This window comes from Rhodococcus sp. IC4_135 (assembly GCF_011602025.1).
Lineage (GTDB): Bacteria > Actinomycetota > Actinomycetes > Mycobacteriales > Mycobacteriaceae > Rhodococcus_F > Rhodococcus_F baikonurensis.
Genome location: NZ_JAAOLG010000005.1, coordinates 134,680 through 160,315, shown reverse-complemented (window position 1 = coordinate 160,315; position 25,636 = coordinate 134,680). Strand labels below are relative to the sequence as shown.

The following is a 25,636-nucleotide window of genomic DNA, read 5'->3' as shown; positions in this document are numbered from 1 at the left end:
CGCGGCTCCTGCGGGACTGACCTCACACCTCGTCCCGCAGCATCCGCACTCTTGTCGCGGAATCGAAATCGGAGCGGAGTGGTTCGACACCACCGGCGAGGCGCCTGACCAGCAATGCATGTTCTGCGTCTCATGCCAATAGTTGCTCTGTCGCGGGTTCGCTTCGGCCACTGGGCCGGGCATCTCCGCCTCGTCCGTGTTGGCCGGCTGGGTTAGGGACTCCTCCGAAGGCGTTTGTCCGAAATGTCGTCCCCATCGGGGACGCCTCAACCCCGCGCTTTCAGCGCCGCCCGCGCGGCATTGAACCCACCCATCCCGTGAACCCCGCCGCCCGGGGGAGTTGCGGACGAGCAGAGGTACACGCCCGGGGCGCCGGTGGCATAGGGGTCCAGCCCGAACCGGGGGCGCGCGATGATCTGCCGCGCAGTGTTCGCCCCGGCAGAGATGTCGCCACCCACGTAGTTGGGGTTGTACGCCTGCATCTGCGGCACATTGCGCACGTGAACGCCCACGATCCGGTCCCGGAACCCCGGCGCGAACCGCTCGATCTGACGCGTGATCGCATCGGTGGCGTCACCCGGATAGTCATGCGGCACATGCGCATACGCCCACACTGGGTGGATGTCTCCTACAGATCTGGAGGGGTCGGCCAAGAACTGCTGGCCCAACAGAATGAAGGGCTTGTCCGGCATCTGACCCCGTACGGTCTGGCGTTCGACAGCAGCAGTTTCCGAAATCGTGCCGGACAGATGCAGGGTGCCGGCCTTGCGGGCATGCGGATTCGTCCACGGCACGACGCTTCCGTCGGAATCACCACGCACGGCGTAGTCGACCTTGTAGGCGGCGGTGCCGTAGCGGAATTTGCGGTAGGCCCGGGCAATGCGGTCGGGCTGCCGGCCGTCGAGCAGACGACCGGCAGCGTCGGGGGCGATGTCGAGCATGACGATGTCGTAACCGGCGATCTGGGAGTAGTTGGTCACCCAGTTCCCGGTTTCGATGGTGCCACCGAGGCTGCGCAGAATCGACGCGAGCGCCGCAGCAATTGATCCTGAACCACCCTGCGCCACAGGCCAACCGTGAGCATGAGCGGCCGCAGTGAGCATCGAGCCGACAGCACTGGAGAGAGGAAGGGTGAGCGTCCCGAACATGTGCGCCGCGACGCCACCGAACAGCGCCCGGGCCTGTGGGGTCTTGAACATCCGAGCGAAACCCGTCGCGGGAAGCAGAGCGCCCGTCCCGAAACGCGCGAGCATCAGCGGGTGCTTCGGGACGTGGACGATGGGTTGGAAGACGTCCTGCACCAACTCGTCGAAGTTCTCGGATAGGTATCCGAAGACGTCGAGCCAGCGCTTACCGTCGACACCCAGTCCTTCAGCGGTCCGGTTGATGTCACGCCACAGAACCCCGGCGGTGCCGTCGTCGAGTGGATGGACCAGATCGATCTCGGGCCACAGCCACGTCAGGCCATGCTTGGCGAGCCCGAATTCGCGGTCGAGGGCCTTGAAGTAGGGAGAAGCCAAAGCGGTGGGATGGAAGGCGGAGCAATCGTCGTGGACGAGTCCGTCGACTATGTATTCGCTACTGCGGGTACCGCCGCCGATCTTGTCCGCACCCTCGATGACATGGACGTCGATTCCGGCGCGGGCGAGTTCGATCGCCGCCGCGAGACCGTTGGGGCCACTGCCCACCACTACTGCTGTTGTCATTTGCTCTTAGCCACCCGTCTTCTCAAGGGTGAGCCTACGGAAATTACAGCGATGGCATTCTGCGAGCAAACAATTCAGGCCTAGACCTTGGTTGATCGATCAACTTTTGTTACAGTTCGAGGCGCACTGGCCGCAGCTGATTCTTATCGCTGCGGCCAGTTGTTGCATTCATCGCCCATCGCGCCTGTTTCCTGCGGATTCGGTATCCTGTGAATCGGAACTTCTCTGCACAGACGCAGCTCCGAAATCTGTCGAGGGGCCTTCTGGCTCCCTGCATCGCCGCAGTTCAGAGCAATTATAGGGCTACCTTAGTTGCGCCCGTGCCGGGGTTCTGAATTATCGTTTTCGTTACACGGTTGACTCACAAAAGTTTCAACCGACCGAAGACTCACGTCGCCGGGTGCCAGAACGCACACCATCGCGTCTGCGCAGGGCGGCTACTTCGGTGGTACCGAACACATCGTCGTGTCGGTGCTTTGAAGGACTTGCATTGCAAGTTGATGGCCATCAGCGCTGCTGGTCGTCGGTGCATCTTTATGGCATACGAAGGCTGGGTATGAAGCAACTTCCAGGCCCCCAGGGCCTCTATCACCCGTCCAATGAGCACGACTCCTGTGGAGTCGCATTTGTTGTCGACATGCATGGTCGCCGCAGCAGGGACATCGTCGAAAAGGCGATCACCGCTCTGGTCAACCTCGAGCATCGCGGCGCTGCCGGATCAGAACCCAACACGGGTGACGGTGCGGGCATTCTGCTGCAGGTTCCCGACAAGTTCTTCCGAGCTGTCGTGGACTTCGCGCTGCCCGCCGAAGGCGCGTACGCAACCGGTATCGCATTCCTCCCGCAGGGCGACGCCGATGCACACGAGGCTGCTGCTGCAGTCGAGAAGATCGTCGTCGAAGAGGGCCTGAAGGTTCTCGGCTGGCGCGAGGTCGGAACCGACGACTCATCGCTGGGCGCACTGGCGCGCGACGCGATGCCGACGTTCCGTCAGATCTTCATCGGCTCCGAGGGTGACAAGTACACCGGCATGGATCTCGAGCGTCGTGCATACGTGGTGCGTAAGCGCACCGAGCACGAACTCGGCTCCGAAGGCGCCGGCAAGGGTGGCCCGGGTAGCGAGACCGTGTACTTCCCCAGCCTGTCCGGCCAGACGTTCGTCTACAAGGGCATGCTCACCACCCCGCAGCTCAAGGGTTTCTACCTCGACCTGCAGGACGATCGTGTCGAGAGCGCACTGGGCCTGGTCCACTCGCGCTTCTCCACCAACACGTTCCCGTCGTGGCCGCTGGCGCACCCGTTCCGCCGGGTCGCTCACAACGGTGAGATCAACACCGTCACCGGCAACGAGAACTGGATGCGCGCTCGCGAGTCCCTCATCGACAGCGACGTCTTCGGTGGCCGCGAGAACCTGGACAAGATCTTCCCGATCTGCACCCAGGGCGCCAGTGACACCGCTCGTTTCGACGAGGTGCTCGAGATGCTGCACCTCGCCGGCCGCAGCTTGCCGCACGCAGTTCTCATGATGATCCCGGAAGCCTGGGAGAAGCACGAGAGCATGGACCCCGCTCGTCGGGCGTTCTACGAGTACCACTCGGCACTCATGGAGCCCTGGGACGGACCGGCGTCGGTGTGCTTCACCGACGGCACCGTCATCGGCGCCGTGCTGGACCGCAACGGTCTGCGTCCGTCGCGTCTGTGGATCACCGAAGACGGCCTCGTCGTCATGGCGTCGGAGGTCGGCGTTCTGCCGATCGATCCGTCCACCGTGGTCCGCAAGGTCCGCCTCCAGCCGGGCCGCATGTTCCTCGTGGACACTGCGCAGGGCCGGGTCATCAGCGACGAGGAACTGAAGAACGAACTCGCTGCCGAGCACCCGTACCAGCAGTGGATCGACGAAGGTCTGATCCACATGGACGACCTGCCGGACCGTCCGTACACGTACATGTCGCACGAGCGCGTCGTGCTGCGTCAGCAGCTCTTCGGTTTCACCAACGAAGAGGTCAACCTGCTGGTCAAGCCGATGGCACTTTCCGGTGCCGAGGCACTGGGCTCGATGGGTACCGACACTCCGATCGCCGTGCTCTCGTCACGTCCCCGGATGCTGTTCGACTACTTCTCGCAGCTCTTCGCTCAGGTCACCAACCCGCCTCTCGACGCGATTCGTGAAGAGGTTGTCACCAGCCTCGGCGCGACCATCGGCCCCGAGGGCGACCTGCTGCACCCGAATGCGGACTCCTGCAAGCAGATTGCGCTCCCGCAGCCGATCCTGCACAACGACGACCTGTCGAAGCTCGTTCACGTCAACGACGACGGCGAATTCCCGGGCTTCCGCAGCGTCGTGATCCGCGGCCTGTACCCCGTCAAGGAAGGCGGCGACGGTATCCGTCGTGCGCTCGAGGGCATCAAGTACCAGGTCTCGCAGGCAATCGAGGGTGGCGCACGCATCGTCGTGCTCTCGGACCGGGAGTCCACCGAGGACTACGCGCCGATCCCGTCGCTGCTCCTCACCTCGGCCGTGCACCACCACCTGGTTCGCGAGAAGTCGCGCACCAAGGTCGGACTCATCGTCGAGGCCGGCGACGCCCGCGAGGTGCACCACATGGCGCTCCTCATCGGCTTCGGTGCCGCAGCGGTCAACCCGTACATGGCTTTCGAGACCATCGACGAGTTCCTGCAGAACGGCGAGCTCGAGGGTCTGACCCTCGAGAAGGGCATCGCGAACTACATCAAGGCAGCCGGCAAGGGTGTCCTGAAGGTGATGTCCAAGATGGGCATCTCGACGCTCGCGTCGTACACCGGTGCTCAGCTGTTCCAGGTCATCGGCCTCTCGCAGGAGCTGACGGACGAGTACTTCACCGGTCTGCAGTCGCAGCTCGGTGGCATCGGCCTCGACCAGATCGCAGCCGACGTCGAAGCACGTCACCGCATCGCGTACCTCGATCGCCCCGAAGAGCGCGCTCACCGCGAGCTCGAGGTCGGCGGCGAGTACCAGTGGCGTCGTGAAGGCGAGTACCACCTGTTCAACCCGGACACGGTCTTCAAGCTCCAGCACGCAACTCGCACAGGTCAGTACGAGGTGTTCAAGGAGTACACGACCATGGTCAACGACCAGTCGGAGCGCCTTGCCGCTCTGCGTGGTCTGTTCGACTTCAACATCGGCAAGCGGCCGTCGATCTCGATCGACGAGGTCGAGCCGGCCAGCGAGATCGTCAAGCGATTCTCGACGGGTGCGATGAGCTACGGCTCCATCTCCGCCGAGGCTCACGAGACTCTCGCCATCGCGATGAACCGTCTGGGCGCCCGCTCCAATTCCGGTGAGGGCGGCGAACATCCGTCGCGCTTCACGCCGGACGAGAACGGCGATCTGCGACGCAGTGCCATCAAGCAGGTCGCGTCGGGACGCTTCGGTGTCACCTCGCACTACCTGAGCAACTGCACCGACATCCAGATCAAGATGGCGCAGGGAGCCAAGCCCGGTGAGGGCGGCCAGCTTCCGGCTCACAAGGTGTACCCGTGGGTGGCCGAGGTTCGGCACTCCACGCCTGGCGTCGGGCTGATTTCGCCGCCGCCGCACCACGACATCTATTCGATCGAGGATCTCGCTCAGCTGATCCACGACCTGAAGAACGCCAACCCGCAGGCCCGCATCCACGTGAAGCTGGTCTCCGAGGTCGGCGTCGGAACCGTCGCGGCCGGTGTCTCCAAGGCGCATGCCGACGTCGTTCTGATCTCCGGTCACGACGGTGGCACCGGCGCCACCCCGCTGACCTCCGTCAAGCACGCGGGCGCACCGTGGGAACTCGGCCTCGCCGAGACCCAGCAGACGTTGCTGCTCAACGGTCTCCGTGACCGCATCGTCGTGCAGGTCGACGGCCAGCTCAAGACGGGTCGCGACGTCGTCGTCGCTGCCCTGCTCGGCGGCGAGGAGTTCGGTTTCGCCACCGCACCGCTGGTGGTCTCGGGCTGCATCATGATGCGCGTCTGCCACCTCGACACCTGCCCCGTCGGTGTCGCGACGCAGAACCCGTTGCTGCGTCAGCGTTTCAGCGGCAAGCCGGAATTCGTCGAGAACTTCTTCATGTTCATCGCCGAAGAGGTTCGCGAGCTTCTCGCGGAACTCGGGTTCCGCACGCTGCTCGAAGCCGTCGGCCAGGTCGACATGCTGGACACCACACGCGCTCTCGATCACTGGAAGGGAAGCAAGGCAGGCAATCTCGATCTGTCGCCGATCCTCACCCAGGTCGAGTCCGCGTTCATGGACCAGGACGTCCACTGCACCGGCACGCAGGATCACGGTCTCGACAAGGCACTCGATCAGCAGTTGATCGTTTCGGCCCGCAACGCACTCGACAAGGGTGAGGCGGTCTCCTTCGAGTCCGCGATCACCAACGTCAACCGCACGGTCGGCACCATGCTCGGCCACGAGGTCACCAAGGCGTTCGGTGGAGAGGGCTTGCCCGAGGGCACCATCGACATCACGTTCACCGGTTCCGCCGGTAACAGCTTCGGTGCTTTCGTGCCCAGCGGTATGACCCTGCGCCTGCACGGCGACGCCAACGACTTCGTCGGCAAGGGCCTTTCGGGTGGACGCATCGTCGTACGCCCGCCGCTCGATGCAGCGGAAGGCTTTGTCGCCGAGGACAACATCATCGGTGGCAACGTCATCCTGTTCGGCGCCACCAGTGGCGAGGCTCTGCTTCGCGGTGTCGTCGGCGAACGCTTCGCAGTCCGTAACTCCGGCGCCACTGCCGTCGTCGAGGGTGTGGGCGATCATGGTTGCGAGTACATGACGGGTGGAAAGGTGGTCATCCTCGGAGCCACCGGACGTAACTTCGGCGCCGGCATGTCCGGTGGCGTCGCGTACATCTACAACCCCGACAAGGCTTTCGAGAAGAACCTCAACACCGAACTGGTGGACCTCGAGGATCTTTCGGGCGACGACTTCACCTGGTTGAAGGGCGCCATCGAACGTCATCGCGACGAAACCGGCTCCGAGGTTGCCACGCGCATCCTCGCTGACTGGTCGCAGCAGGTGGGTCACTTCGCAAAGGTGATGCCCCGCGACTACAAGAAGGTTCTTTTGGCCATCGCGGCCGCAGAGAAGGATGGCAAGAACGTGGACGAGGCAGTTATGGAGGCAGCTCGTGGGTGATCCAAGCGGCTTCCTGAAGCACACGTCGCGCGAACTTCCGGTTCGCCGGCCGGTGCCGTTGCGCCTGCTCGACTGGAAAGAGGTCTACGAGGAGTTCCCGAAGGAAACCCTCAAGACCCAGGCCAGCCGTTGCATGGACTGCGGAATTCCTTTCTGCCACAACGGTTGCCCTCTCGGAAACTTGATTCCCGAGTGGAACGACCTGGTCTACAAGGACCACTGGCACGACGCCATCGAGCGTCTGCACGCGACCAACAACTTCCCGGAGTTCACCGGTCGTCTGTGCCCCGCACCCTGTGAGGCGTCCTGTGTCCTGGGCATCAACCAGGATCCGGTCACCATCAAGCAGGTCGAGGTCGAGATCATCGACAAGGCCTTCGACGAAGGGTGGGTCAAGCCGGTTCGCGCCGCGCACGCCACCAACAAGAAGGTCGCAGTTGTCGGCAGTGGTCCGGCCGGTCTGGCTGCAGCGCAGCAGCTGACCCGCGCCGGTCACGCAGTGACGGTCTTCGAGCGGGCAGACCGCATCGGCGGCCTGCTGCGCTACGGCATCCCCGAGTTCAAGATGGAGAAGCGGCACATCGACCGCCGTCTCGAGCAGATGGAAGCCGAAGGCACCGTCTTCAAGACCAACGTCAATGTCGGCGTGGACATCACCGCGGACGAGCTGCGCGAGCAGTTCGACGCAGTGGTTCTGGCCGGCGGCGCCACCGCAGCTCGCGATCTGCCGATCCCGGGCCGCGAACTGGACGGCATCCACCAGGCGATGGAGTTCCTGCCGATCGCCAACCGCGTGCAGTTGGGTGACCTCGACGCTCCCACCATCACCGCTGAGGGCAAGAAGGTTGTCATCATCGGCGGCGGCGACACCGGAGCCGACTGCCTCGGCACCTCGCACCGTCAGGGCGCGACCAGCGTCCACCAGTTCGAGATCATGCCGCGTCCGCCGGAGACTCGCGCCGAGCAGACTCCGTGGCCGACGTACCCGCTCATGTTCCGCGTGGCTTCCGCTCACGAGGAAGGCGGCGAGCGTCTGTTCTCCGTCAACACCGAGAACTTCGTCGGTGAAAACGGCAAGGTCACCGGTCTCAAGGCTCACGAGGTCGAGATGAAGTCGGGTCGCTTCGAGAAGGTCGAGGGCTCGGACTTCGAGCTCGAAGCCGATCTCGTGCTCCTGGCCATGGGCTTCGTCGGTCCCGAGAAGCCGGGTCTGCTCACCGATCTCGGTGTCGACTTGAACGAGCGTGGCAACGTCGCCCGCACGTCCCAGTGGAACACCAACGTCGACGGTGTGTTCGTGGCCGGCGACATGGGCCGCGGACAGTCCCTGATCGTCTGGGCCATCGCCGAGGGACGTTCCGCAGCAGCCGCTGTGGACACCTACCTCGAGGGCGTCACGGCCCTTCCGTCACCGATCCACCCGACAGCGGCTCCGCAGCGCTAGAGGCTCTCACAAAGCCGCACCCCACCGCATTCGGTGGGGTGCGGCTTTGTTTCTGCAAGCAATTCGCACGATCTGTAACAAACCTTCATCAATCGTGCATCGGACAGACACAACGCCCAGACAGTATGATTCCGGAGCACCGATAGTGGTGTATGGGTTGCTGAAGGTAAATCAGGGGAGTTTCATGCGTGCGAGGCGTCTCGTTGCGGTGTTGTCGGCACTAGCTGCAGCAGTAGTGGTACCGGTTGTCAGTTCTCCCGTGGCGTCGGCTGATCCCTGCCCCAGCCTGTACGTCGTGGCCATCCCGGGAACGTGGGAGCCCTCGGGCACCAGGCCCGGCGCCGGCATGCTCGCCCCGGTGACCAACGGGCTTCCGGGCTCCGTGCGGACCGATTACGTCACCTACTCGGCCACGGCCTTCCCGTGGGAGTCCAACGTCTACGCCAAGTCGAAGCAGCAGGCAGTCGACAATGCCCGCGGCATGATCGGTGCCATGGCTGCCTCGTGCGGAGACACTCGCTTCGCGATCGTCGGATACAGCCAGGGTGCCGACGCGGCAGGCGATCTCGCCGCCGAGATCGGAACCGGCATCGGCGTTGTTCCCCCGACTCGCGTGGAGGGCGTCGGCTTGCTGTCCGATCCCCGTCGTTCCGAGTCCGACGTCCTGATCGGCCCCGCTGTCGGCGGTAACGGTGCCAGTGGCCCGCGCATCGGTGGATTCGGTTGGCTGTCAGGCAAAACGGTGACGCTGTGCGCGGTCGGTGACCTGTACTGCTCGACGCCCAAGGATGACTTCGTGATGCGTCTGGCCGGATTCATGGCTCAGGCGTCCGATCCCACTCCGGCCAGTGCGCTCGCGCTGCGCGACGAAGCCGCCGTGATCGTCAACGATCTGATCACCGCAGGCGGACTCCCCGCTCTGATGGCCCAGCTCGATCCGGGCGCGAACTCGCGGCGCATCGATCAGTTGGTCGACTTCTACGGCTCACAGGTCCACACCGACTACACGCGTTACGTCGTTGACGGCGCGGGCAATTCGGCGACGTCCTGGCTGCACAACTGGTTGGCCGGCAAAGCCTGATCAGCAGTACGTCTGCTCCGCGGTGTCGACGTAGATCTCGGCGATGCGCTGCGAGGACATCGGCGTGATCTGTGAGTACACCTCGCCGACGGAGTTGAATTCCGCGAGTACGTCGGACCGCGCCATGCCGTCGGCAAGAGCCTTGCAGGTGCCGTCGGCGTAGAGGATCTCTGCGGAATCCATTCCGGCGGGCGGGATCCCGGCCAGACGCAGAGCGGCGATGTACCGCTGTCCCTTCTCGCCCGCGTTCGCGACGATCTCTTCCGGTGAGCGTGCGTCGATCGGTGCGTTCGCCGGAGGCGCTACCGGTAGTGACACCGCCGGCGGAGTCGATTCGACGACGCTCGGCGCTGCTTCCGCAGGTGCGGCGAGCGGGCTGGTCGGCAGCTCGGAAAGCGTACTGGGGGCAGTCGAACTCGACGTCGCCGCAACCGACGTGCTGGTGGCCGCAGAAGTGGATTCCGATGCGTCGCTGTCGGATTGGCTGCTGCAGCCGCTGAGGAGTAGGCCCGCTGCCGCGACGCAGAGGACCAGTCTGTTCGTGTTCATCACCCGTGAGTGTTACACACCGTACCGCTTAGTTTGTCCGTTTTAAGGAAACTCCCTTTTGCCCTGTTTTTAAGTCGAAGTCCTGTGATATACATCTGTTCAGTTGTTACTTGTGAGTAGAAGCACACCGCAAAGACCTTGTCGGCGGCGGTCGAAACACAAGCAATGACTGCGAGTTTCGTCCCCCATCACATAAACGGCAGGGAGAAATCAGTGCAGAAATCTCACAAGAACGGCAACAGACGTCTCGGCACGCGCGTGGCCGTCATTGCAGGTACCGCAGGTGCGGTCCTCGCGTTCGCGGCGCCGATGGCCTCGGCTCAGGATCCGGTCGACAATTCGATACCCGGTGCCGCGGTGTGCCCGCCCACGGCCGAATCCTGTGTGTCGGTAGTGGTTCAGAGTGGAACCTTCGACAACAACGGCTTCAACCTCCCGATCGGAAAAGGCGACATGATCATCGCCGCCGAGGCCGGCTCCGGTGAAGGTGAGTCCACCGTTCTTCTCCCGCGCGACGACGGACACCACGGTGTCTACTCCAAGCCGTTGACCGTTCCGGGTGGAGTCCTCGGAATCGACCTGCCGTTCGGCAATCTGTTCGGCCTCGCCGCAGTCACCGCCGAGGTGGAGGCGACGGCTGCGCCGACCCTCAACGGCATCATCACCGACATGGATCTGAGCATCCCGGTGCGGATGAAGATCAACAACGCGTTCCTCGGTGACAACTGCTACCTGGGCTCCGCGGCTGCGCCGGTGAATCTTCGTCTCGCGCCTGACCCGTCGGTGGTGCCGACCTACACGGTGCTCCCGGACAATGCGCTGAAGGTGAGCCCGGTCGGGAACCAGGCAACCGGCTTCGCGCTGCCCGCCGCCAGTGGTTGCGGACCGTTCGGAGTGCTGAACCCGATCGTCAACTGGCGAGCAAAGGTACCGGCCACGTCCGGAACCTCGCTCAGCACGATCTCCGACGCCTACCTGTACCCGGGCGGCCTCACCGGTAGCGATCCTCTCGACGATCTCGGTGGCGGAACAGGATCCAGCGGTTCCAGTGGCTCGAGCGGTTCGTCCGGAAGCTCCGGTTCCTGAAAAATCGGATGCCTTGAAGCAGCGGTGGTGGCGGAATGTCACCACCGCTGCGGCGTCCGACCTGTAATAACCTGTGCCTCAGGGTGGGCGAAGGCGGCACTCCATCAGGAGGACCTGCGCGGCCACGAAATCACAGGGGAGTCCTCAAACATGTTTCGAGACAGCGTTCTTGCCGGTCCGGTCCTGCGTCGAGGTGTGACGGCGCTGGCAGTTGCAGCCGCGGCCACCATGTTTGTCGGCACCGCAGCAACGGCGGAGCCGGCAGCAGTTGTCGGTGAGGTGTCCGCGGACTCCATCGCGGCAGCCCGTGCGCAGGCCATCGGAACGACGGTCACCGTCGTGGGAACCGCGACTACGCCGTCCGGAGTATTCGAATCCAGCTTCTACGACAAGGGCTTTGGTCTCCAGAGCGGCAATTCGGGCATTTACATCAGCGATCCGAACAACTCCGGGATTGCTCTCGGCGATCAGGTTCAGGTCACCGGAGTCCTCGCGGATCAGGAAGGCCTGCTCGTCGTCCGCCCGACTGCCGTCGAGGTAATCGGCACGACCACCCAGATCAGCCCGGCGCGAGTGCCCCTCAATGCAATCGGTGAGGGCAGCGAAGGTCGTCTCGTGACGGTGTCCGGGATCGTGAGCGGACCCGTCGTCGACGATCTGCCGTACGGCCACAAGATCCTGGTGTCCGGCGTCGAAGGAAACACCGTCATCTTCGTCAACACCCAGACCGGCATCGACGTCGACGCCATTGCGGTCGGACGCCCGATCACCGTCACCGGTTTCAGCGGCCAGTACGCCAGCACCTACGAGGTTCTTCCCCGTTCGGAAGCCGATGTGCAGCAGGGTTTCACGGGCAGCCTGAGTTTCGGAAGCTGATCTAGATCTCGAACCGAGCTCCGACGCGCATCGACCCGGGAGACAACCGGCTGATCGTGCGTCCGAGCTTGGCTTCGACGGTCACGGGCACCACAGCCTTGTTCGTGCGAACTGCTTTCACGATCGCACTGGCCACCCGGTCGGGGGTGAAGTTGCGTTTGCGGTAGAAGTTGTCGACCTTGGTCTGATTCTCGAGTTGTTCTTCGGCGGTGGTCCCGGCGAACTCGGTGGTCTTGAGAATGTTCGTGTGCACGAGGCCGGGGCAGATGGTGCTGACGCCGATGCCGTGTGGAAGCAGCTCTGCCCGTAGGCAATCCGAGAGCATGAATACTGCTGCCTTGCTTGTCGAATATGCGGTGAGGGCCTTCTGGGGTGTGTACGCGGCAGCCGAGGACAGGTTGACGACGTGTCCGCCGGTTCCCCGGTCGATCATCATCGGGGTGAATGCCCGGCAGCCGTAGACAACTCCCCAGAAATTGATGTCCATGACGCGCTCGAACTGGCGTTGCTCGGTGTCGGCGAACGTCCCTGAGAACCCGATCCCGGCATTGTTGACGACGATGTCCGGCACGCCGTGATGCGCCGCGACGGTCTCCGCGAACCGGATCACGGCCTGTTCGTCGGACACGTCCACCTGGTAGGCGTGCGAACCGCCACCGAACACCGCTTCGGCCCCGCTGGCCTGAGTGGGTGTGTTGATGAGCGCCGCAGTGTCCTGCGCGCTTTCGAGGTTGATGTCGGAGACGACGACGATAGCTCCCTGGGCCGCGAAGGCGAGGGCCGTTTCACGCCCGATGCCGCTGCCCGCACCGGTGATCACCACCAGCGTGCCGGTGAGATCGCGCAGTCGACGCTGCAACTTCGATCCGCGTCGCCAGCCGGTGACGTCCTTCAGTAGCCCCATTGGTTGCCCTTTTCGTGTGTACGTTTGTGGCGTGCGTCTCTAGCTGACTTCCTCTCTGCGAAAGGTATCCGATGAGCGAGCTTCGTGTAGTTGCAACCATCCCGGCCAAGTCCGGTTCCGAGGACGACGTCCGATCGGCTCTGACAACTCTCGCGGAGGCGAGTCGGTCCGAGGACGGCTGTGTGTCGTACGAACTGTTCGAGTCAGCGGCTGCGCCCGGCACCTTCGTCACGATCGAAACTTGGCGCGGGCAAGAGGAGTTGGATGCCCATATGCAGTCCCCGCATTTGCAGGCAGCGCTTGCCGCTGCTGGTCCGCTCCTCGACGGCGCTCCGGCGATTCATCCGTTGAAAGGCGCCTGAATCAGAATGAATTCCTGACCTTCGCTAAGGGTCTGACCTGCGAATGTCGCTCGAAAACTGACCAATTGTCGCGCTTCATTCCACTGAGCGGGACCTGCGACTAATACCTGTGCCTTAAGTCACAAACTGTCTCGACAATGCTTCACATCACAGTTTCTGACCTGGAGGTTTTGAATGAGTCGCAGTTCTCGGCGCGGTCACCGCAAGGTTGCCGCCGTCGCGCTGGCAGTCTCCGCCGGCCTGTTCGTCTCGTCGTGCGCTGACAGCGGGAACGGGGGTGGGAGCGGCGACGCACCGGACTCCGGTTCAGGATTGTCCATCGGCCCGGTCAACGAGCAATCCGGCGAGGGTGACCCGGTCAAGGGTGGCACGCTCACGTTCAGCGGGTACTCCGCCGTCACGAATCTCGACCCCGCGAAGACTCAGATCGCCGGTTCGGTCGCCGGTTCGGAGTTGGGCGCGATCTACGACACGCTCCTGCGGTACGACCCGGCGTCCAAGGAATTCGTTCCGAAGCTCGCCGAATCGATGGAGCCGAGTTCGGACTTCAAGACATGGACCCTCGAACTGCGCGACGGCGTGAAGTTCAGCGACGGCACCCCGGTGGATTCGGCGGCCGTCTCGGCGAGCCTCAATCGTTACGTCACCAACAAGGGACCGCAGTCGAGTCTGTACGCGTCGAAGGTCGCGTCGGTAGACACTCCGGAACCGTCGAAGGTCGTCTTCAATCTCGTCGACCCCTGGACCGGTATCGAGTCACTGCTCTCCACCGGTCCCGGCATGATCGTCGCGCCGAGCGCCCAGCAGGGCGATCAGTTCACCCCGATCGGTGCCGGTGCGTTTACTCTCGAGAAGTTCGCTCCCAACGAGGAATTGATCCTCGACGCTCGGGAGGACTACTTCGACGGCGCCCCGAACGTGGACAAGCTGCGGTTGATCAGCATCGTCGGTTCGCAGTCCACCACCGAATCGCTCAAGAGCGGCGGCACGGACGTCGCGTACATGCGGTCGCTACCGAACGTGCTGGATCTGATCGATTCCGGCTACCCGGGCTTCGTCGACATCCCGTCGCTGTCGTACCTCTCGCTGGTCAACACGGCTCCCGGTCGTCCCGGTGCCGACGTGCGAGTACGCCAGGCCTTGGCCCTCGCAACCGATCCCGTCGCGCTCGACAACCGACTCAACGAAGGTAAGGGTCTGCCTGGGCAGGTCATCTTCCAGGACACCTCTCGCTGGCACAACGACGTCGCTCCGATGGGAGTCGACACCGCCAAGGCGAAGCAGCTTCTCGACGAGGCCAAGGCCGACGGTTTCGACGGCAAGATCACTTACCTGACGCTGCAGGAGAATTCGGCGCAGGCGATGGCTCTGGCTCTGCAGTCGATGGCCAACGCCGTCGGTTTCGACTTCCAGATCGAGTACGTCAACTCGGTTGCCGACGTCGTCAAGCGTTTGTACGCCGACCGCGACTTCGACATGGCAACAGGTTCCGCCAACCTCGCGGAAGCTGATCCGTTCGAGCGTCTGTACTCGAACCTCAAGACCGGTGGGCGAAACAACGCCGCGAGTTTCTCCGACCCCGAGATGGATACGCTGCTCGACCAGCTGGGTGTAGCGACGTCGAACGACGCGAAGATCGAGGTGCTCGCCAAGATTCAGGAGCGCGCCAATGAGGTTGTGCCGTGGCAGGTTTACGGCAACACTCCGTGGCTCGGTGTGTGGGGACAGAACGTCCACGGCATTCAGCAGAGCCTCGACGGAATCATGTTCTTCGACAAGGCCTGGAAGAACTAGAAACCTGAAGAACTGACCAGACCCGAGAAGCGTCCCTGCGGGGACGCTTCTCGGCATCGGAGAGTGTGATTGGTCAAGAAGTGAGATCGAGGGCAGCGCGGACGATGCTGTCGGAGTCGAGGCCGTGGTACCGGTAGACGTCCTCGAGTGAACCGACCTGACCGAACCGGCTCACTCCGAGCGCAGCACCCGGAACGTTGTTGATTCCCGTCAGGAACGCGAGGGTGTGCGGGTGTCCGTCGAGAACGGTCACCATCGGCGCGGACCGGCTACTCGGAAAGACCTGATCCAGGATCCACGATGGACCGTCCGCGAGGCCGCGCCGAGACTGGAGTGCTTCGAAGAGCAAGCCCGGGCTGGTCACGCACACCACGTCGGCGGAAATGCCCTGCTCGCCGAGTCTTTCGGCTGCAACCAGCGTTTCGGTGACAGTGGCACCCATGCCGACCAGAGTGACGGCAGGATCAGGGTTGTGTCGCAGTATGTATGCCCCGGCGACCACCTGACGTCGACGGCGTTCTCGCGCAGCCGGATCGGTCGGTACCGCGGCCAGGGCCTGATCGACCGGACGGGTCGACAGACGCAGATACGACGAGCTGCCGTCGGGGCGGCCGAGGCGTCCGATGCTGTCGAGGAGCGTCCACTCCACGTCGACGGCGAACGCCGGTTCGAAACTGACGCAACCCGGCTGTTCCAGTCCGATGGAGGGGGTCTTGATCGACTGGTGCGCACCACCTTCGGCAGCCAGGGTCACGCCTGACGGAGTGCCGACCATGATCGACTGTCCACCGGCGTAGATGCCGTACGACCACGGTTCGAGAGCCCGCTCGATGAACGGGTCGTACATCACGCCGATGGGGAAGAGCGGCTGGCCCCAGCGACTCCAGGTTGCACCGAGTTCGCCCATCAGTCCGACCAGGTTGGTCTCGGCGATACCGAGTTCCATGTGCTGCCCGGTGGGCTTCTCACGCCAGTGCATGATCGTTTCGGCGTCGTCGGCAAACCAGTTGTGCCGCTCGTTGGGGGACCACACCCCGACCTTGTTCAGCCAGCCTGCCAGGTTCGTGGTGGAACTGACGTCCGGACTCAGTGTGACAACACGTTTCGCGGCGTCCGGCGCTTCGCGGCTGAGGTCGAGCAGCACCCGACCGAGAGCTGCCTGAGTGGTGGACGTGCCGGAGGGAGTGCGGCCGATATCTTTCGGAACTGCCGGAGGCACCAGGTGCTCCACCTTGGGGCGAGCCAGGCGCCCAGCGGTTTCGGCGCAGATGCGGCCCGACGGGCTGTCGGCCTCGAACCGTTCCCAGGGCTTCGACGGATTCATGCCGAGTTCCGCCGCCAGGTGCTCGTACTGCTCGATGGTGAGCAGCGACGAGTGATTCTGTGGATGACCCTGCGTCGGCAGGCCCCGGCCCTTGATCGTGTACGCGATGATCACGGTGGGACGGGTGTCGTCGATCTGCGCGTACGCCTCTCGCAGGGCGTCGAGGTCGTGGCCACCGAGATTGCGGATGGCCGCGAGCACCGTCGCGTCGTCGAGGTCGTTGATCAGCGACGTGATCGCGTCGGCGTCCGCCGCGTCGCCGGGCAGTCTCAGACGTACCTCGTCTGCCGTGCATCGCAGCAGACGCTGGTACTCCGGATTGGGCATGTCCAGGATTCGTTCGCGCAACGCGCTGCCGCCTGGCCGGGTGAACAGTGATTCCAGCAGTGCGCCGAACTTGACGGTGACGACCTGCCAGCCGGCGCCCGAGAACATGCGCTCCAGGCGGGTTGCCGCGATGTTCGGGACCACCCGGTCCAGTGATTGGCGGTTGAGGTCGACGATCCACACGATCTCACCCAGTTCGGCAACCGAATGATCGAGAACTGCTTCCCACACAGCGCCCTCGTCGAGTTCGGCGTCACCGACGAGGGAGTACTGACGTCCGGTTCCGGCGCCGCCGAGGGAGGCGTCGACGTATCGGCGTGCGATGGCGCCCCAGATGGGAGCCGTCGCGCCGATACCCACCGAACCGGTCGAATAGTCCACCGGATCAGGATCTTTTGATCGACTCGGGTAGCTCTGCAGGCCCCCGAACTCGCGCAGCGTTGTCAGGTAGGACTCGTCGAGTTCACCGAGCAGATAGTTGATGCCGTGGAGCACCGGAGCCGCGTGCGGCTTGACGGAAACCCGGTCGCCGGAACGAAGTTGGCCGAACCACAGGGACGTCATGATCGAGACCATCGACGCGCACGAGGCCTGATGACCGCCGACCTTGAGCCCGCTGGGATTCGGCCGAACCCGGTTGGCGTGATGGATCATCGCGGTCGACAACCACAGAACGCGCTTCTCGATCTCCGCAAGTGATTCGGGAGCGTTCTGGTTGATGCTGGGGCTGTTCACGGCCGGTCCTGCCTTCAATAGTTGACATCGATCACCGCACCGCCTGTACCCCAGATCGTGGGGCCGACGATGTGGTTGTGATGTTTGGCAGGACTTCCTGAGGCCGAACCGTTCGGTGCGGCAAAGTCCAGCCGCACCTGTCGATCTGTTGTGCAGATTCTGCGTCAAAGTCCATCATCGGCATACAGATTGGGCAATAGCTACCCGACGGATTGAGCAATGTGCGCAACACCGAGGGCTGTGCGCCGTGACAGGTGGGCACTATGCGCAGTGCACTGCGAGTCGCGCGCGGTCAATCCATCAGGTCGTGGACGTAGCACCAGCGCCAGGATTCGCCGGGCTCGTGCGAGCGCATGACCGGATGCCCGGTTTCGCGGTAGTGGTTTGTGGCGTGCTGATGAGGGCTGGAATCGCAGCATCCGACGTGGCCGCAGGACAGGCAAATACGCAGGTGAGACCAGTTATCCTCGCCCAACTCGGCGCACTCCTGGCAGACGCCGGGCGTCAGCGCCGCCGGGTCCGTTTCGGGCGCATTGGTTAGTTCCTCGCAACCGGTCGGAGCGGGTGCGGGCTGCTGTGTGCGAGCTGCTGCTCGCTTCAGGATTTTCTTCATCGCCTTCCATACTGCATGCTGCCAGGGTGAACGGCATATTACTGGGGGTTGTAGTAGCGGCGTTGCTGGTGGCGGCGGTCGCGCGAAGGTTCGGGCTGTCTTCGCCGCTGATCCTCGTCCTGGTCGGTTTGATCGCTTGTCAGATACCGGGTGTTCCGGAATTGGAACTCGATCCCGACCTCGTCCTGTTCGTCGTGTTGCCTCCACTTCTGTACTCGGCAGCACTGGACAGTTCATACCTGGCTTTGCGCTCGAATCTGCGTCCGATCGGATTTCTCGCGGTGGGGCTGCCCCTCGCGACGACGGCAGCGGTGGGCTTTGTCGCCTACCTGATCGTGCCGGAGTTCTCGATAGCGGCTGCTCTGGTTCTCGGCGCCATCGTGGCGCCGCCGGACGCGGTGTCCGCGAGCGCAATCGGACGCAAGCTCGGTCTGCCGCGCCGAATCATGACCCTGCTGGGCGGCGAGAGCCTGCTCAACGACGCCACCGCTCTGACGGCGTACAAGGTTGCTCTCGCTGCCGCCGTGGGTACTGGTGCGACGCTGATCGGCGGCTTCGAGACCTTCCTCGTCGCAGCGGTCGGTGGAACGGTGATCGGCCTGGCGGTGGGCTTCGTCATCTCGAAGGTTCGCGGCAAACTCCAGGATCCGGTGATGGAGAGCGGAATCGGATTGGTGGTGCCGTTCTTCACCTACCTGGCTGCGGAAGAGGTCCACGCGTCGGGCGTCATCGCCGTCGTCGTAGCCGGATTGTTCCTCGGCCAGCGCTCCACCCGTGCGAGCTATGCGACGCGTCTGCAGGACACGGCAGTGTGGAGGGCCGTCGACCTGATCCTGGAGTCTTTCGTCTTCCTGTTGATCGGGCTCCAATTGCCCAGTGTCGTCAACGGATTGCAGGGGTACAGCACCTCGATCGTCGTCTGGGCATCGGTTGCCGTTCTCGTGACCGTCGTGGTGGTCCGGATCGCCTGGGTGTTCCCGTTCACGTACGTACCGCGCTGGCTGTCTCCCCGCATCCGAGCGAGAGAACCGGAGATTTCCGCGCGGGCGGTGTTCGTCGTGTCATGGGCCGGTATGCGAGGGGTCGTGTCGCTGGCTGCTGCCTTCGCCATTCCGTTGACGGTCAACAGTGGTGAAGACTTCCCGGGCCGTTCGCTGATCCTGTTCCTGACGTTTGTCGTCGTGGTCGGCACGCTGTTGCTGCACGGCCTGACGTTGCCGTGGGTCATCCGTGTCCTCGGTGTGCAAGGAGACGAGGAGCAGTCCGACGCACGCGCCGAGGCGGCGGCTCAGGACAAGGCTGCCCGCGCGGCTGCGGCGAGGCTGGACGAGTTGGTCGGAGCCGACGCCGACGATGTCCCTCAGGTCCGGAATCGCGCCGCCGACATCTTGCGAAGCTGGAACACTCACCGCGCGAACTCGGCGTGGGAGCGGCTCGGACGCAGCGACGAGGATCTGGGGGAGAGCCCGTCGAATGCCTTCCGCTCGCTGCGCCTCGAGATGATCGACGCCGAGCGAGGTGTGTTCATCGCCGAGCGCGATGCCGGCCGGATCGACGACGAGGTTCTTCGGAAGGTGCTTCGAGAGCTCGATCTCGAGGAAGCCACGCTCGACCGGGACTAGACCGGCTGGTCTGATGTCGGTGAGGGTATTCGCTGGCCAGGGTCGGTTTACCTGACCGTTGAGGCCTGCAACTTAACCGATTCCACTGAGCGAGACTCGATCCAATTTTCTGTGCCTCCCGTCACAGACTGTTTCGTGTTCAACATCACGTCACGGTCTTACCCCGCCTTGGAGGCATTCGAATGAGTCGTAGTTCCCGCCGCGGAAGTCGCAGATTGGCTGCGGCTGCGCTGGCGATCACCGCAAGTATGTTCCTGGCGTCGTGCGCCGACAACGGCTCGAGCAATGGCGGCGGCGAATCCGCTGATTCCGGTTCCTCGCTGAAGATCGGCATGGTCAACGAGCAGGCCGATCCCGGTACTCCCACCAAGGGTGGCACGCTGACGTTCAGCGGCTACTCGGCAGTCACGACTCTCGATCCCGCGAAGGCTCAGGTTGCCGGCGCCACCGGTGGCAGCGAACTCAGCGCCATCTACGACGTGCTCATGCGTTACGACCCCATCGCGCAGAAGTTCGAGCCCAAGCTCGCCCAGTCGCTCGAAGCGAGTTCGGACAGCAAGACCTGGACGCTGAAGTTGCGCGACGGTGTGAAGTTCAGCGACGGAACGGCTTTCGATTCGAAGGCCGTCGCGGACAGCATCAACCGTTACGTCACCAACAAGGGACCGCAGTCGAGCCTGTGGGCTTCCAAGGTCGCCTCGATCGACACCCCCGATGCGACGACCGTTGTATTCAATCTCGTTGATCCGTGGACGGGCATCCAGTCGATGCTCGCCACCGGACCCGGCATGATCGTCGCCCCGAGCGCCCAGCAGGGTGACCAGTTCACCCCGATCGGTGCCGGTGCCTTCACCCTCGAGAAGTTCGCTCCCAACGAGGAACTGTTGTTGGCTGCTCGCCCCGACTACTACGACGGCGCACCGAACATCGACAAGCTCAAGCTGATCAGCATCGTCGGCGCTCAGCCCACCGCTGAAGCTCTCAAGACGGGCGGCATCGACGCCGCGTACATGCGTACGCTCACTCCGATCCTGGATCTGATCGAGTCGGGTTACCCCGGCTTCGTCGACATCCCGTCGCTCGGCTACATCGCGAACGTGAACATGGCCCCGGGCCGCCCGGGATCGGATGTCCGTGTCCGCCAGGCGATGGCGCTGGCCGTCGACCCGGAGACGCTGAACACCCGCGTCAACAACGGCAAGGGACTGCCCGGCCAGGAGATCTTCCAGGACACCTCGCGCTGGCACAACGACGTCGCACCGATCGGCGTCGACCCCGCGAAGGCGAAGGAACTGCTCGATCAGGCCAAGGCCGACGGCTACGACGGCAAGATCACCTTCCTCTCCATCCAGGAACCGTCCGCGCAGGCAACGGCACTGGCGATCCAGGCGATGCTCAACGCAGTCGGCTTCGACGCTCAGATCGAATACGTCACCGGTGCAGGTGATCTGGTCAAGCGGATGTATGCCGATCACGACTACGACATGAGCACCGCAGCACTGAGCCTCGCCGAGGCCGATCCCTACGAGCGTCTGTACACGGGCATCAAGTCCGGCGGCCGTAACAACGCGACCGGCTACTCCGACGCCGAAATGGACGCTCTCCTCGACAAGTTGGGCGTCGCAACGACCGACGACGACAAGAAGGCAGTCCTGGCCCAGATCCAGGAGCGCGCCAACGAGACCGTCCCGTGGCAGGTGTGGGGCAACGTCGCCGCACTCGATGTCTGGAACCAGAACGTTCACGGTCTCGAGCAGAGCCTCGACGGAATCGTGCTCTTCGACGGAGCTTGGAAGTCCTAGAGAGCCTGAAGTTCACGGCCGGCCCCGCGCCCACATCGCAGCGGATCGGGGCCGGCTGCGAACGAAGAAATGAAATCAGAGGAACTGCTGTGTATTGCGAGCTCGCTGTCCGAAGGAGACGAAATCGATGAACATCGGCGCAATAGGTAAGAAATTGGGCCAGCTCGTCATTGTGATCCTGATCGTCAGCTTCGGAACCTTCGTGCTGGCATCACTGATCCCCGGCGATCCCGCTGTCTCCGTTCTCGGGGAAGGTCGAACGCCTGCCGAGTACGAGGAAGTTCGCCAGCAGCTCGGGCTCAACGACCCACTCCTGGTTCGCTATTGGGACTGGCTGACCAGCGCTCTCCAGGGCGACCTCGGCAACTCGCTCGTTCCCCCGCAGCAGGACGTCCTCACCGCGATCAGTTCCGCTCTCCCCGTCAGCGTTCAGTTGGCAGTGATGGGTCTGGTCATCGCCCTCGTCGTCGCAGTTCCGCTCGCACTCTGGTCGGCGCACCACGAGGGTGGCGTCATCGACCGCGTCATCAGCGCCGCGACGTTCGGTGTTCTGTCCGTCCCGAGCTTCCTCGCCGGTCTGTTGCTGATCATGGTCACCGTCAACTGGCTCGGCTGGTTCCCCCGATCACAGTGGGTGCGCATCGGAGACAGCCTCTCCGGAAACCTCTCACACGCAATACTTCCCGCGATCACCATCAGCCTCCTCGAGATGGCGATGTTCACTCGCGTTCTCCGCTCCGACCTGGTGACGACGCTCCGTGAGGATTACATCCTCGCGTCGAAGGCCAAGGGAATGCCCACGCTGCGAGTGCTTTTCAGTGACGCGCTTCGCCCGTCGTCGTTCTCGCTCATCACGATGATGGGTCTGGCTCTCGGCGGCATGATCGGCAGCACCGTGATCGTCGAGACGCTCTTCTCGTTGCCCGGAATGGGCACGCTCATCGTCCGCGCAGCGCAGCAAGGTGATTCGCCGATGCTGCTGGGCGCGGTGGTCGTGATCGCGGTCATCTACGTCCTCGTCAACAGTGCGATCGATGTTCTGTACACCTATCTTGACCCGAGGAGTCGTCGTGTCCATGTCTGAAGTGACGCCAGACGGAGCGGCCCCGTCGCCGGCCCCGTCCGAGGTGATGACATACCGGCAGCAGACAGTCCTGCTGGCTCCCGGCCCCGTCGAGACGTTGGAACAGCCCAAGAATCTGGTCCTGATCGGATCGATTCTCACAGTGATCGGCGTTGCGCTGCTCGGCACCGCACTCTTCGGTTCGGCCATCATGATGACCGTCCGCATCGTGCTCGCGCTCGTTGCCTTGGTTTTCCTCTTCAAAGGTCTCGGCAAACTCGGTACGTCCAAGTGGGGCAGTCAGTTCGATCTCTCGTACTGGCTGGCTTGCATCTGGCTGGTCGCACTGATTCTGGCCGCGATCTTCGCACCGCTGCTGCCGCTCGGTGAGTACAAGGACACGGTCAAGACCTTGGCCGAGCCGGGCTTCGCCTCGCCGAGCCTGCTGTCAGATCACCCGTTGGGTACCAACAACTTCGGTCTCGACCTGCTTGCCCGCGCTCTGTTCGGTGCTCGAGCATCCTTGACCGTGGCCATCTGCGCCGTACTGATCGGCATGATCATCGGGGGCACCATCGGCGTCATGGCCGGTTACTTCCGCGGCAAGGTCGACGCAGTCGTCGGAATCCTGACCAACTCCCTGCTGGCCATCCCTTCTCTGGTGCTGTTGATCGCACTGGCCGCCGTGCTCACGTCGAACCTGCGCAACATCACCCTCGCACTTTCGATTCTCTGCATTCCCAGCATGGTTCGAATCGCCAGGGCCAACACCATCGTCGTCGCCCAACGGGAGTTCGTGCTTGCCGCGAGGGCCATGGGTGCCACCAAATGGCGCGTCATCTGGCGCGAGCTGGTTCCCAACGTCCTCGTCCCCGTCGCCGCGCTCGGCCTGGTGGCCGTCTCCGGCCTGATCGTCGCGGAAGCGTCACTCAGCTTCCTCGGACTCGGTATCGCACAACCTGATCCGACGTGGGGCAACATGATTGCGGAAGGTCAGGGCGGGATCGTGGAGAAGCATCCGTTCATCGTCCTGGTACCAGGCGTCTTCCTCTTCCTGACGGTGTTCTCCTTCAACCTCATCGGCGAGAAGTATCGGAGTAAGCTGTGACCACTTCAGCTCAGCACGGCGTTCCGCTGCTGCAGGCGGACAACATCAGAACCGTATTCGCCACTCCCCGTGGCCAGTTGCGAGCAGTCGACGGCGTCTCGATCCACGTCTCCGCCGGCGAGACTCTCGGCATCGTCGGTGAATCCGGTTCCGGCAAGTCGGTTCTCGGACGCACCATCATGGGATTGCTCCAGAAGGGTCCGGCTCTCGACATCACCGGAACGGTGACGTTTGCCGGCCGCGACATGTCGACCATGAAGAAGTCGGAGATGAAGCATTTCTGGGGGCCGGAGATCGCCATGGTCTTCCAGGATCCGATGACCTCGCTCAATCCGTTCAAGCGCATCGGTACCCACATCACCGAATCCTTGAAGTTCCACCTGGGACTGAAGAAGGACGCGGCCCGCGATCGCGCTGCGGAACTCCTGTCGATGGTGGGTATCCCCGAGCCGAAGCGTCGGCTCGATCAGTACCCACACGAACTGTCGGGCGGTATGCGACAGCGCGTCGTCATCGCGATGGCGCTGGCCTGCGAGCCGAAACTGCTGATCGCCGACGAGCCGACCACCGCTCTCGACGTGACCGTGCAGAAGCAGATCCTCGACCTGCTCGCCTCGCTCAACGACAAGCTCAACATGGCCGTCATCCTGATCAGTCACGACCTCGGAGTGGTGTCGGGTCGATCGGATCGCGTCGCGGTCATGTACGCGGGTTCCGTCGTGGAGACGTCGGCAACCGAAGAGCTGTTCACTCGTCCGCGTCACCCGTACACCGAAGCGCTGATGGCCGCGATTCCGCGACTCGAATCGCCGACGCACACAGTGCTGCAGACAATCCCGGGTGGGCTCCCGGACATGACGAAGCCGATCACCGGCTGCCGCTTCGCTGCCCGTTGCCGTTACGCCCAGGACGACTGCCTGACCGGCGACCCGGCTCTGGCACCCGGCGGTCCGGGAGACAACACAACCGAAAGCCACACGTTCGCGTGCCACTACCCGGTCGATACCCCGGAAGGCACAACGGCATTGGTCGCCAACGAGAAGGCCGGTACTACCGCAGCGGGCCTCTCGCTCGCGGTGAAGGAGATGGTCTGATGACTGCAGCAACCGATACCAGAAAGCCCGAGACGGTGGACGCGGCCCTGACGGTCGAGGACCTGGTCGTCGAATTCAACGTCGGCAAAGGGCAGACCGTTCACGCGGTGTCCGGGATCAGCTTCACCGTCGCTCCGGGTGAAACCTTGGGCGTGGTCGGTGAATCCGGCTGTGGCAAGTCCACGGCGGGCCGGGCGATCATGCAGCTGCCCTCACCGACGTCGGGTTCCATTCGCCTGGGTGAGACGGAAATGACGGCACTGGGCGCGGAGGAATTGCGTCGCAGTCGCACTCAGTTGCAGATGATCTTCCAGGACCCGATCTCCTCGCTGAACCCGCGACGCAAGGTCAAGGCTCTCATCACCGAGGGTCCGTCGATCTGGGGCGGAAAAGACAAGGCCGCCATCGAAGCTCGGGCGCGCGAGGTTCTTGCCGAGGTCGGGTTGGACCCGGACATGGTGTGGGACCGAACCCCGCGCGAGCTCTCGGGTGGACAGTGCCAGCGCGTGTGCATCGCCCGCGCATTGATGCTCGACCCCAAGGTCCTGATCTGTGACGAGCCGGTCTCGAGCCTCGACGTCTCCGTGCAGGCGCAGATTCTGAACCTGCTCGAGGACGCGAAGAAGCGTCACGGGCTGTCGCTGCTGTTCATTGCGCACAACATGGCCGTCGTGAAGAACATCAGCGACCGCGTGATGATCATGTACTTGGGCCGGGTCTGCGAAATCGTTCCGGCGGAAGACATGCAGAACCGTGCGTTGCACCCGTACACGCAGCTACTGCTGTCGTCGATTCCCGATCCTGACGCCACCGTCACCGCGGCGCAGAACGTCGAGCAGAAGGTCATCGAACTGCCGTCGCCGCTCAATCCGCCCAGTGGCTGCCGGTTCCGCACGCGGTGCCCGCTGGCCACCGATCTCTGCGCGGAGGAAGTTCCCGAACTTCGTCTCGTCGAGGGTGGACACCAGGTGGCGTGCCACAACGTGTGAGT

General features: G+C 63.5%; 18 protein-coding genes. 13 read left to right on the top strand and 5 right to left on the bottom strand.

Annotated elements, in window-relative coordinates; translation table 11 throughout:
* Positions 1 to 266: 266 nt before the first annotated feature.
* Complete coding sequence (locus G8767_RS12705) at positions 267 to 1,706, bottom strand: NAD(P)/FAD-dependent oxidoreductase (protein ID WP_166810344.1); 1,440 nt, start codon at positions 1,704 to 1,706, stop codon at positions 267 to 269.
* 556 nt (positions 1,707 to 2,262) lie between these two features.
* Here G8767_RS12705 and gltB point away from each other — a divergent pair.
* The 3 genes from gltB to G8767_RS12690 all read left to right on the top strand — a co-directional run bounded on the left by gltB (position 2,263) and on the right by G8767_RS12690 (position 9,386).
* Positions 2,263 to 6,861, top strand: coding sequence for a glutamate synthase large subunit (gene gltB / locus G8767_RS12700; protein WP_083058061.1), 4,599 nt, complete (start codon positions 2,263 to 2,265; stop codon positions 6,859 to 6,861).
* Positions 6,854 to 8,305: a glutamate synthase subunit beta gene (locus G8767_RS12695; protein ID WP_166810343.1), complete on the top strand. Its 1,452-nt coding sequence runs from the start codon at positions 6,854 to 6,856 to the stop codon at positions 8,303 to 8,305. Before gltB ends, G8767_RS12695 begins: the two co-directional genes overlap by 8 nt.
* A 184-nt stretch (positions 8,306 to 8,489) precedes the next feature.
* Positions 8,490 to 9,386 (top strand): cutinase family protein, encoded by an 897-nt coding sequence (locus G8767_RS12690; protein WP_172436506.1) that lies wholly within the window; start codon positions 8,490 to 8,492, stop codon positions 9,384 to 9,386.
* On the opposite strand, the gene G8767_RS12685 is transcribed toward G8767_RS12690, so the two are convergent.
* Positions 9,387 to 9,935, bottom strand: coding sequence for a DUF732 domain-containing protein (locus tag G8767_RS12685; protein ID WP_166810342.1), 549 nt, complete (start codon positions 9,933 to 9,935; stop codon positions 9,387 to 9,389).
* Positions 9,936 to 10,148: 213 nt separating this feature from the next.
* Here G8767_RS12685 and G8767_RS12680 point away from each other — a divergent pair, with 213 nt between their 5' ends.
* Together G8767_RS12680 and G8767_RS12675 are read left to right on the top strand one after the other, a co-directional pair.
* Positions 10,149 to 11,021: a hypothetical protein gene (locus G8767_RS12680; RefSeq protein ID WP_166810341.1), complete on the top strand. Its 873-nt coding sequence runs from the start codon at positions 10,149 to 10,151 to the stop codon at positions 11,019 to 11,021.
* 150 nt (positions 11,022 to 11,171) lie between these two features.
* The gene (locus tag G8767_RS12675) at positions 11,172 to 11,897 is read left to right on the top strand and encodes a hypothetical protein (RefSeq protein ID WP_166810340.1); all 726 of its coding nucleotides are present in this window, start codon (positions 11,172 to 11,174) and stop codon (positions 11,895 to 11,897) included.
* A gap of 1 nt (position 11,898) precedes the next feature.
* Here G8767_RS12675 and G8767_RS12670 read toward each other — a convergent pair whose 3' ends face one another.
* Positions 11,899 to 12,801 carry an SDR family NAD(P)-dependent oxidoreductase gene (locus tag G8767_RS12670; protein WP_124566961.1) on the bottom strand — a complete coding sequence of 301 codons (903 nt, stop codon included), beginning with the start codon at positions 12,799 to 12,801 and terminating at the stop codon, positions 11,899 to 11,901.
* A 71-nt stretch (positions 12,802 to 12,872) separates the two neighbouring features.
* Here G8767_RS12670 and G8767_RS12665 point away from each other — a divergent pair, with 71 nt between their 5' ends.
* Together G8767_RS12665 and G8767_RS12660 are read left to right on the top strand one after the other, a co-directional pair.
* Positions 12,873 to 13,163 (top strand): putative quinol monooxygenase, encoded by a 291-nt coding sequence (locus G8767_RS12665; protein WP_003943546.1) that lies wholly within the window; start codon positions 12,873 to 12,875, stop codon positions 13,161 to 13,163.
* A gap of 174 nt (positions 13,164 to 13,337) precedes the next feature.
* Complete coding sequence (locus G8767_RS12660; RefSeq protein ID WP_166810339.1) at positions 13,338 to 14,957, top strand: ABC transporter substrate-binding protein; 1,620 nt, start codon at positions 13,338 to 13,340, stop codon at positions 14,955 to 14,957.
* Between the two features lie 73 nt (positions 14,958 to 15,030).
* On the opposite strand, the gene G8767_RS12655 is transcribed toward G8767_RS12660, so the two are convergent.
* Positions 15,031 to 17,343 carry a pyruvate dehydrogenase gene (locus tag G8767_RS12655; protein WP_166810338.1) on the bottom strand — a complete coding sequence of 771 codons (2,313 nt, stop codon included), beginning with the start codon at positions 17,341 to 17,343 and terminating at the stop codon, positions 15,031 to 15,033.
* 292 nt (positions 17,344 to 17,635) lie between these two features.
* On the bottom strand, positions 17,636 to 17,956 hold the full coding sequence (locus G8767_RS12650; RefSeq protein WP_166810337.1) for a UBP-type zinc finger domain-containing protein: 321 nt from the start codon (positions 17,954 to 17,956) through the stop codon (positions 17,636 to 17,638).
* Positions 17,957 to 17,982: 26 nt separating this feature from the next.
* Here G8767_RS12650 and G8767_RS12645 point away from each other — a divergent pair, with 26 nt between their 5' ends.
* From G8767_RS12645 to G8767_RS12620, 6 genes are all read left to right on the top strand, one after another.
* Positions 17,983 to 19,578 (top strand): Na+/H+ antiporter, encoded by a 1,596-nt coding sequence (locus G8767_RS12645; protein WP_030536674.1) that lies wholly within the window; start codon positions 17,983 to 17,985, stop codon positions 19,576 to 19,578.
* A gap of 182 nt (positions 19,579 to 19,760) precedes the next feature.
* Positions 19,761 to 21,380 (top strand): ABC transporter substrate-binding protein, encoded by a 1,620-nt coding sequence (locus G8767_RS12640; RefSeq protein WP_124566957.1) that lies wholly within the window; start codon positions 19,761 to 19,763, stop codon positions 21,378 to 21,380.
* A 127-nt stretch (positions 21,381 to 21,507) separates the two neighbouring features.
* Positions 21,508 to 22,464 (top strand): ABC transporter permease, encoded by a 957-nt coding sequence (locus tag G8767_RS12635; RefSeq protein WP_003943571.1) that lies wholly within the window; start codon positions 21,508 to 21,510, stop codon positions 22,462 to 22,464.
* Positions 22,457 to 23,551, top strand: a complete 1,095-nt coding sequence (locus G8767_RS12630; RefSeq protein ID WP_206029308.1) for an ABC transporter permease — start codon at positions 22,457 to 22,459, stop codon at positions 23,549 to 23,551. The genes G8767_RS12635 and G8767_RS12630 overlap by 8 nt, the downstream gene beginning before the upstream one ends.
* Positions 23,548 to 24,645 (top strand): ABC transporter ATP-binding protein, encoded by a 1,098-nt coding sequence (locus tag G8767_RS12625; RefSeq protein WP_095969358.1) that lies wholly within the window; start codon positions 23,548 to 23,550, stop codon positions 24,643 to 24,645. The genes G8767_RS12630 and G8767_RS12625 overlap by 4 nt, the downstream gene beginning before the upstream one ends.
* A complete protein-coding gene (locus G8767_RS12620) occupies positions 24,645 to 25,634 on the top strand; it encodes an oligopeptide/dipeptide ABC transporter ATP-binding protein (protein ID WP_095969359.1) in 990 nt (329 codons plus the stop codon). The genes G8767_RS12625 and G8767_RS12620 overlap by 1 nt, the downstream gene beginning before the upstream one ends.
* Positions 25,635 to 25,636 lie beyond the last annotated feature (2 nt).

Bases quoted from the DNA above. Each gene is read 5' to 3' on its own strand.
- G8767_RS12660 (WP_166810339.1), top strand. From the start codon at position 13,338: ATGAGTCGCAGTTCTCGGCGCGGTCACCGCAAGGTTGCCGCCGTCGCG.
- G8767_RS12620 (WP_095969359.1), top strand. From the start codon at position 24,645: ATGACTGCAGCAACCGATACCAGAAAGCCCGAGACGGTGGACGCGGCC.
- G8767_RS12650 (WP_166810337.1), bottom strand. From the start codon at position 17,956: ATGAAGAAAATCCTGAAGCGAGCAGCAGCTCGCACACAGCAGCCCGCA.
- G8767_RS12685 (WP_166810342.1), bottom strand. From the start codon at position 9,935: ATGAACACGAACAGACTGGTCCTCTGCGTCGCGGCAGCGGGCCTACTC.
- G8767_RS12635 (WP_003943571.1), top strand. From the start codon at position 21,508: ATGAACATCGGCGCAATAGGTAAGAAATTGGGCCAGCTCGTCATTGTG.
- G8767_RS12675 (WP_166810340.1), top strand. From the start codon at position 11,172: ATGTTTCGAGACAGCGTTCTTGCCGGTCCGGTCCTGCGTCGAGGTGTG.
- G8767_RS12665 (WP_003943546.1), top strand. From the start codon at position 12,873: ATGAGCGAGCTTCGTGTAGTTGCAACCATCCCGGCCAAGTCCGGTTCC.
- G8767_RS12640 (WP_124566957.1), top strand. From the start codon at position 19,761: ATGAGTCGTAGTTCCCGCCGCGGAAGTCGCAGATTGGCTGCGGCTGCG.
- gltB (WP_083058061.1), top strand. From the start codon at position 2,263: ATGAAGCAACTTCCAGGCCCCCAGGGCCTCTATCACCCGTCCAATGAG.
- G8767_RS12630 (WP_206029308.1), top strand. From the start codon at position 22,457: ATGTCTGAAGTGACGCCAGACGGAGCGGCCCCGTCGCCGGCCCCGTCC.
- G8767_RS12670 (WP_124566961.1), bottom strand. From the start codon at position 12,801: ATGGGGCTACTGAAGGACGTCACCGGCTGGCGACGCGGATCGAAGTTG.
- G8767_RS12705 (WP_166810344.1), bottom strand. From the start codon at position 1,706: ATGACAACAGCAGTAGTGGTGGGCAGTGGCCCCAACGGTCTCGCGGCG.
- G8767_RS12690 (WP_172436506.1), top strand. From the start codon at position 8,490: ATGCGTGCGAGGCGTCTCGTTGCGGTGTTGTCGGCACTAGCTGCAGCA.